5 protein-coding genes and 1 riboswitch are annotated in these 5,817 nt (G+C 72.1%); of the genes, 1 reads left to right on the top strand and 4 read right to left on the bottom strand.

The features are described 5' to 3' along the window. Nucleotides 1-1,536, top strand: a 1,536-nt coding sequence (locus AC2W7J_RS15055; protein WP_485983372.1) for a transglutaminase TgpA family protein, incomplete at its 5' end; no start/stop codon positions are given. On the opposite strand, the gene AC2W7J_RS15050 is transcribed toward AC2W7J_RS15055, so the two are convergent. The 4 genes from AC2W7J_RS15050 to AC2W7J_RS15035 all read right to left on the bottom strand — a co-directional run. Further along, complete coding sequence (locus AC2W7J_RS15050) at nt 1,524-3,086, bottom strand: RNA polymerase sigma factor (protein ID WP_485983370.1); 1,563 nt, start codon at nt 3,084-3,086, stop codon at nt 1,524-1,526. The two genes, AC2W7J_RS15055 and AC2W7J_RS15050, sit on opposite strands and share 13 nt — an antisense overlap. A 150-nt stretch (nt 3,087-3,236) precedes the next feature. Then, nucleotides 3,237-3,635: a universal stress protein gene (locus AC2W7J_RS15045; protein ID WP_421006754.1), complete on the bottom strand. Its 399-nt coding sequence runs from the start codon at nt 3,633-3,635 to the stop codon at nt 3,237-3,239. Nucleotides 3,636-3,732: 97 nt separating this feature from the next. Then, the gene (gene metX, locus AC2W7J_RS15040; RefSeq protein ID WP_255185909.1) at nt 3,733-4,863 is read right to left on the bottom strand and encodes a homoserine O-acetyltransferase MetX; all 1,131 of its coding nucleotides are present in this window, start codon (nt 4,861-4,863) and stop codon (nt 3,733-3,735) included. Between the two features lie 15 nt (nt 4,864-4,878). Then, nucleotides 4,879-4,989, bottom strand: a riboswitch (SAM riboswitch). A gap of 17 nt (nt 4,990-5,006) precedes the next feature. Then, the coding region (locus AC2W7J_RS15035) for a DUF4192 family protein (protein ID WP_485983367.1) at nt 5,007-5,817 on the bottom strand (811 nt) is incomplete at its 5' end.

The following is a 5,817-nucleotide window of genomic DNA, read 5'->3' as shown; positions in this document are numbered from 1 at the left end:
TCGTCGGTCGGCGGCTCGGGCGTGCGCCTGGCCAGTGCGATCGACCTGCGCCGCAGCCTCGCCTCGCCGAGCGAGGAGCCGGTGCTCACCTACACGACGAGCGCCCCCTCGCCCGAGCCGCTGCGCGTCGCCGTCGTCGAGGACTTCTCCGACGGCCTGGGACGGATGCGCTCCGATGCCCCCGAGCCGGTCGACGGCTTCTCCCCGGTCGACCCGACGCTGCGCATCCCGGGCAACATCGCCGCCGAGCGGCGGACGATCGTCGTGCAGTCCAACGGCGTCGCGGCACCGCAGCTGCCGCTCCCTTCGCTCGTCAGCTCCGTCGACACCGGGGGCATCGCCTGGGCCCTCGGCCAGGACGGCACCGCCCGCGTCCAGCAGACGCCCGGGACCTACTCGGCGACCTTCACCGAGCTGACGCCCGAGGAGGACGACTTCGACCTGGAGACCGCGCTGCCCGTCGACCCGAGCGCGGCCGACGACTCCTACCTCACCCTCGACCCCGGCTCCTCGACGGAGATCACCGAGCTCGTCGACGAGGTCGTCCCCCAGGACGCGACCCCGCTCGCCAGCGCGCAGGCGATCCAGGAGTACCTGCGCGGCAGCGAGTTCACCTACAGCCTCGAGCTGCCCGACGCGCAGGGCCGCGACCCGATCGTCTCCTTCCTCGACACCAAGACCGGCTACTGCCAGCAGTTCGCCGTGACGATGACCCTCATGGCCCGCGCCCGCGGCATCCCGGCGCGCGTCGCCGTGGGCTTCCTCCCCGGGTCGCTGTCGACCGGCGAGGAGCGGGTGGTGCGGGTGAGCGACGCGCACGCGTGGCCGGAGCTCTACTTCGAGGGCGTCGGCTGGACGCGCTTCGAGCCGACGCCCGGCTCGCGCGCGGCCTCGACGCCGGGCTACTCGGTGGACACGACCGATTCCAGCGCAGGCAGCGAGACCTCGACCAGCTCCGACGACGCGAGCAGCAGCTCGGCCAGCTCCGCCGATCGTCCCGAGGACGTCGCCGTCCCCGAGGCCGCGACCGGGCAGGACGAGGGACGACCCGCGTGGCTGACCTGGCTGCTGTGGCTGCTCGGCGCCGGGCTGGTCCTCGCGATCATGCCGGTGTCCGCGCTCGTGGCGCGCCGTCTGGATCGGCGCCGTTCGCTCGACGACACCGAGCGGGTCGAGCGCGAGTGGCACGAGCTGGTCAGCCAGCTCGACGACCTCGGGCTGCGTCCTCCGGTCGGGGCGACGCCGCGGCAGACGGGCGCCTGGCTCTCCCGACGGCTGCACCTCGAGGGCGAGCCCAAGGAGCACCTCGACCACGTCGTCGCGACGCTCGAGCGGGCGCGCTACGCACCGCCCGGCGCCGACCTGCCGGACATCTCCCGCGAGGTCGGCCAGGTCGTCGACCGGGTGCGCGCGAGCCGCCAGCGCTCGATGCAGCTGCGCTCCGTGCTGTGGCCCCAGGACGGGGTCGACGCCTGGCGGACGCTCGGCCGCGCGATCCTGCGCCGCCTCCCCCGCCGGGGTGATCAGTCGAGGTAGTCGCGCAGGACCTGGGAGCGGCTCGGGTGACGGAGCTTGCTCATCGTCTTGGACTCGATCTGGCGGATCCGCTCACGGGTCACGCCGTAGACCTTGCCGATCTCGTCGAGCGTCTTCGGCTGGCCGTCGGTCAGGCCGAAGCGCATCGAGACCACGCCGGCCTCGCGCTCGCTGAGGGTGTCGAGCACCGAGTGCAGCTGCTCCTGCAGGAGCGTGAAGCTCACCGCGTCAGCCGGCACGACGGCCTCGGAGTCCTCGATGAGGTCACCGAACTCGGAGTCGCCGTCCTCGCCGAGCGGGGTGTGCAGCGAGATCGGCTCGCGACCGTACTTCTGGACCTCGACGACCTTCTCGGGGGTCATGTCGAGCTCCTTGGCCAGCTCCTCCGGCGTGGGCTCGCGGCCCAGGTCCTGGAGCATCTGGCGCTGCACACGAGCGAGCTTGTTGATGACCTCGACCATGTGCACGGGGATGCGGATCGTGCGCGCCTGGTCGGCCATCGCGCGGGTGATCGCCTGGCGGATCCACCACGTGGCGTAGGTCGAGAACTTGTAGCCCTTCGTGTAGTCGAACTTCTCGACCGCACGGATCAGACCGAGGTTGCCCTCCTGGATGAGGTCGAGGAAGAGCATGCCGCGACCGGTGTAGCGCTTGGCCAGCGAGACGACGAGTCGCAGGTTGGCCTCGAGCAGGTGGTTCTTGGCGTTCTTGCCGTCCTGCGCGATCCACCACAGCTCGCGCTTGAACTTCATGTCGATCTTCTCGCCGGAGGCGAGCTTTTCCTCGGCGAAGAGGCCGGCCTCGATCCGCTTGGCGAGCTCGACCTCCTGCTCGGCGTTGAGGAGCGCGACCTTGCCGATCTGCTTGAGGTAGTCCTTGACCGGGTCAGCGGTGGCACCGGCCGTGACGACCTGCTGCGCAGGCGCGTCGTCCTCGTCGTCGTTGCTGATCGTGAAGCCGGACTTCTCGTCCTGCTCCGCCTCGGGCTTGGTCTTCGCCTCGGGCTCGTCGACGAGCAGCTCGTCCTCGCCCGGTGCCGGCTCCTCAGCCGTCGTCGTCGTGGGGTTGGCCGCAGCCTTCTTGGCGGCAGCCTTCTTCGCGGCGGCCTGCTTGGCCGGCGCCGCCTGCTTCACGGGCGCAGCGGCGGCAGCGGCCGTCGCCGTCGACGCGGCCTTCTTGGCCGCGACCTTCTTCGCCGGAGCAGCCTTCTTCGCGGGCGCGGCGGCCTTCTTGGTCGCGGTCTTCTTCGCGGCCGTCTTCGTCGCCGCGGTCTTGGTCGCCGCCTTCTTGGCGGGAGCCTTCTTCGCGGTCTTCTTCGCCGGGGTGGACTCTGGCACCTGTACCTCGATTCCCTGGTCGCCCAGTGCACGCAGGACGACCCGACCCCGGGTGGGGCTGATCTTCGCCTCGCTGAATGCTGCCTGCAGCTGGTCGCTGGTGATGGATCCGGTCGTGCGGCCCTTCAGGACGAGCTCCTGCAACGATGGGTGCGAGAACTCCTTGGGGAGGGAGCCCTGCGTCTCGCCGGACCGTGGGGACACAGCAGTCACCAACAACCTTTCGTCACGGAGGATTCCGCCGAGACGAAGGGGGTGGCGTCACCCCGCGGTCCCGACTCGCCCGGTCGCTGTGCGCTGGGCTCGTGACCATTATAAAACGCGGGCGGCGCAGATGCCGCCACCAGGGGTGGCAGCGGCCCGTCAGCGGGCCTTGACCGCCAGCACGTCGCAGGGCGCGTCGAGCAGCACACGCTGGGCGTTGGAGCCGAGGATCAGCTTGCCGACGGGGGTGCGACGACGCAGGCCGATGATGATCAGCTCGGCGCCGGTCTCCTCGGCCACGACGATGAGGTCCTCGGCCGGCTCCTTGCCGCGCACGAGCCCACGGACCTCGCCGTCGACCCCGGCCTCGTCCATGCGGGCCCGCACCTGCGCGAGGTCGTCCTCGTGCTTGCGCGCGGTGTCACCGCTCAGGCCGACACCGCCGCGGTCGGAGTGGATGACGACGAGCTTGTCATTGCGCAGGCGGCACTCCTCGAAGGCCCGCTCCAGGGCGGCTTCGCCTTCCTTGGTGGACACGTATCCCACGACGATCGTCATCGGTGCTCCTCGTCAGCTCGCTCAGGTGGACAACCTGGGCCAGACGCTACACCGCGGTCCCGTGACCTGTCTCACTCCCCGCCGGGGTGTCGACGAGTCAGGCGTCGCGCAGGGTCTCGTGCAGCAGCTCGCCGACCTGGTCGACCTCGGTGAGGAATCCGTCGTGGCCCACCGCCGAGTGGATCGTGCGCAGCCGGGTGCCGGGCCGCGCCGCGGCGATCTCGCTCGAGAGCCGGGGCGGGTAGAGCCGGTCGGAGTCGACGGGCGCGACGACGAGACGACCGGCGAAGGGGGCGAGCGCCGCCTCGAGCCCGCCGCGTCCGCGACCGATGTCGTGGGAGTTCATCGCCTCGGAGAGCACCGCATAGGAGTTGGCGTCGAAGCGACGCGCGAGCTTGCCCCCGTGGTGGTCGAGATAGCTCTCGACGGTGTAGCGCGGGCGCCCCGACTCCCCCGCCGGCTCGTCCTGCTCCTCGCGGCCGAAGCGCTCGTGCAGCTCGAGCTCGCTGCGGTAGGTGATGTGCGCGATGCGGCGGGCGATGGCCAGGCCGCTCTCCGGTCCCTGCGGGTGGTCGTAGTAGTCGCCCCCGGCGAACCACGGGTCGTTGCGGATGGCGAGGATCTGCGCCTGGCACCAGCCGATCTGCTCGGCGGTCGCCCGGGCACCGGTCGCGAGCGCGATCGCCGTGCCGACCCGGTCGGGGTGGCTCGCGACCCACTCGAGGGTCCGCATGCCACCCATCGACCCGCCGATGACGGTGTGCCAGCGCTCGATGCCGAGCGCGTCGGCCAGGCGCGCCTCGGCGGCGACCTGGTCGCGGATCGTCAGTCGGGGAAACCGGCTGCCCCAGGGCCGCCCGTCGGGCGCGGTGCTGGCGGGCCCGGTGCTGCCCTGGCAGCCACCGAGGACGTTGACCGCGACGACGAAGTAGGAGTCGTCGAGGGGCGCACCCTCACCGATGAGCCCGGGCCACCAGCCCGCCGTGGGGTGACCGGGACCGGCGTCACCGACGACGTGGCTGTCACCGGTCAGCGCGTGCTCGACGAGCACCGCATTGTCCCGCTCGGGGCTCAGCCGCCCCCACGTCTCGTAGGCGAGCACGACGTCGGGCAGGGACTCGCCGGACTCGAGCCGCAGGTGGCCCACGGAGTGGAAGTGCCGGTCGCCCGGCTCGTCACCGTCGCGCCACGACGCTGTGCTCGTGGGGGGTGTGGTGGTCACGCTCACGGAGTGCTCCCGAAGTGTCTCGCCTTGCCACATCGCCTCGACGCGGCCAGGTCATCACCCGGGGCACCCCGTCGCGAGGAGGGTTGCCGGCCAGCAAGCCGGGGCTTTGCGCTGGCACTCATGACCTGCCGCCAACTCTAACGTCATGAGGCGCGCGGGATCGAGCCGCGTCCGTCGTGCGGACCCGCCACCGCGTCGCTCCACGGGTGCGCGCCGGTGACGAGCAGCCGCGACATCAGGTCGGCGAGCCGGTGGTCGGGGTCGACCTCGAGAGCCCGCTCGAGGCAGATGCCGGCGATCGTGCCGTCGCCCGCCCACCAGGCCAGCTGCGCGACCGCGACGTGCACCGCCGCCGTCAGGGGCGGAGGCAGCAGACGGCCCACCTCGACGAGGCGCTCGCGCACGAGCAGCACCTCCTCGGGCCACTCCTGCGGCCGCGGCCACTCGTCGCCCTCCTCCCACAGGTCGACCCACGGGCAGTCCCCCGCTGCGTCGATGACGAGCGTGGCGATGTGCGGCGGCAGCGCGTCGAGGTCGAAGAAGCCGGGGGCGATCATGGCGAGCAGCCCGTCGCGCCAGGGGATGTCGAGCAGCGAGATCGCGAGCAAGGCGAGCTCGGCGTCGGTGAGCACCGCCACCGGCTCCGCGGTGCGGCGCGGGTCGAGGACCCGGGCCCAGACGTCGACCAGCTCGTCCTCGTCGACGTGGGCGAGGTCGAGTCCCTCGGCCGCGGCAGCGACCCGGTCGGCCCTCACCTCGTCGGTCGGCGGCACCACCCCGTCGACGAGCGCCTGCCGGCTCGGCCAGGGACTCACGCCGGCGAGGACGAAGGGAGCGACCGCCGGCACCTCGTGCGGCTGCGGCAGCTCGCGGCCGCCCGGCCAGGTGCGGCCCTCGCGGACGACGAGGTGCGGCGTCACCTGCAGGCCCGCGCGAGGCCGCCGAGTGACCGCC

This window comes from Janibacter sp. CFPM2_SD2 (genome assembly GCF_057364645.1).
The sequence above is the reverse complement of the archived record's forward strand: the minus strand, read 5'-3'. Positions and strand labels throughout refer to the sequence as shown.